The following is a 1918-nucleotide window of genomic DNA, read 5'->3' on the forward strand; positions in this document are numbered from 1 at the left end:
ACAGGAGCAACGGGTACAGCGGGAGCAACGGGAGCAACGGGAGCCACAGGAGCAACCGGGGTCACAGGTGATACAGGAGCAACCGGAGCAACAGGGGTAACAGGAGCCACTGGTGCGACAGGGGGCACGGGAGTTACCGGAGTGACGGGTACCACTGGCGCAGGTGCCATCATTCCGTTTGCATCAGGTACCCCGGTTACACTGACTACTCTTTTAACAGGGCTAGTCGGGACAGTGGGTCTGGTCGGATTTGGAAATTCTGTCTCGGGTGTTTCTGTGCTTGGCGGTGGAACTATTGATCTTACAGGGGCAGGAGGAACACTTCTTGACTTTTCCTTCTCTGTTCCCCGCAATGGAACGATCGACTCAATAGCTGCATTTTTTAGTACGACAGCGGCTTTGAATCTTATAGGATCAACAGTTACGGTAACAGCCCAGTTATATAGCTCAACAGTACCTGACAATATTTTTACTCCGATTCCAGGCGCGATAGTTACGTTAGCTCCATCACTCACGGGGTTACTTCCAATTGGAACAATTAGTAGCGGGCTAGTATCAGGTTTGGGAATACCGGTGACCGCGGGCACACGGCTTCTGATGGTGTTTGCTATAACTGTAACTGCCGGCATTGCTATTGCTACCGCGGTTGCAGGTTATGCAAGTGCCGGTGTCGGTATTAATTAACAAAAGAAACATTATTAAATAGTATAGTATCTACGCTTCTGGAATGGTTTCTAATTACCTTCCAGAAGCTTTTTTTAGTACTGGTTAGGTCAGCCCAATACTGCCGCCTGAAGAAGTTGTACTCTTTGTCTAAACGGTTGGGTTCTCTATCCCGGAGAACGTGCTGCGGTTAAGCTGCATGTAGCCTAGCGTTCCGCTACAGCCTGCATATAATCAATAAACATTTTAGTATGCTGTGAATAAATGGGCTCGTCCCGGTACACCAGACAGATATATCTGCGGTTAACATACCCGCCGCCAGGGAGGGAGCGTTTCACAAGCTCCCCGGCTACTGTCTCCCTAAGCACGCTGCGCAGAGGCAGCACACCTATCCCCATACTGTATTTCAAAGATTCTTTTATCGTCTCAATAGCCCCCAGCTCCATAGTGGATCTGAACTCCAGTCCAATAGCGGACGCCCATTCTTCCGCCAGCCGTCTTGAGGTTGTGCCGCCTTCGTGCAGCAAAAAGGTTTCATCTTGCAGATCATCTGCTGTCAAACGCTCTATATTGGCCAGGGGATGCTGAGGGCTCATGACCAGCTGCAGTTCATCTTCAAGCAGCGGAATGACACAAAGACCTTTTTCTTCGTCCTGGGGCAAAGACACGATCGCCACGTCGATTTCATAATTTCGCAGCATGTGCAGCATGCTTTCTGCCTTTTTTACATTCAACAGCAGATGAACAGATGGATATTTGTGCCGGAATTCGGCCAGATAAGGTGGCAAGTAGTAGGTAGCCGGGGTATAGCTCGCTCCAAGCTTCAGCTTGATGCCCGTTTGGGCCGCATGCAGGCTCATCCGCTCGGCAGCTTCATCCATCAGGGACAAAATATGGCGTGAATAGGGAAGCAGCTCTTCGGCCGCCTTGGTCGGCCGCAGGTTCCTGGAATGCTTGCGGAAAAGCTCAACCCCCAGCTCCTCCTCCAATTTTCGCAGATGAAAACTGACTGTAGGCTGCTTCAGCCCCAAATGCTCCGCCCCGCCTTGCAGCGTTCCTCTTTTCATCACTTCCACAAAGACTTTCAGTTGCTGTACATTCATGGACAACCCTCGCTTTCTGCTTAAAGAGGTTGTTCAAAAAAGTCATCTTTTGATCACGAAGGAAGTCAGGAAGCAGACTCGACATCGAATCTTGAATTCAGCCGGGCCTTCCGGTGCTCACGTACCCCAAGTACGCTCCGCTCCTCAGTCCC

At 50.7% G+C, this 1918-nt stretch carries 2 protein-coding genes; one reads left to right on the forward strand and one right to left on the reverse strand.

Annotated elements, in window-relative coordinates:
• Nucleotides 1-684, forward strand: a 684-nt coding sequence (locus ACE5LO_RS27655) for an exosporium glycoprotein BclB-related protein (protein WP_375523124.1), incomplete at its 5' end; no start/stop codon positions are given.
• Nucleotides 685-869: 185 nt separating this feature from the next.
• On the opposite strand, the gene ACE5LO_RS27660 is transcribed toward ACE5LO_RS27655, so the two are convergent.
• Nucleotides 870-1766, reverse strand: coding sequence for a LysR family transcriptional regulator (locus tag ACE5LO_RS27660; protein WP_375523125.1), 897 nt, complete (start codon nucleotides 1764-1766; stop codon nucleotides 870-872).
• Between the last annotated feature and the right edge of the window lie 152 nt (nucleotides 1767-1918).

Source organism: Paenibacillus medicaginis (assembly GCF_042138635.1).
GTDB lineage: Bacteria > Bacillota > Bacilli > Paenibacillales > Paenibacillaceae > Paenibacillus > Paenibacillus medicaginis.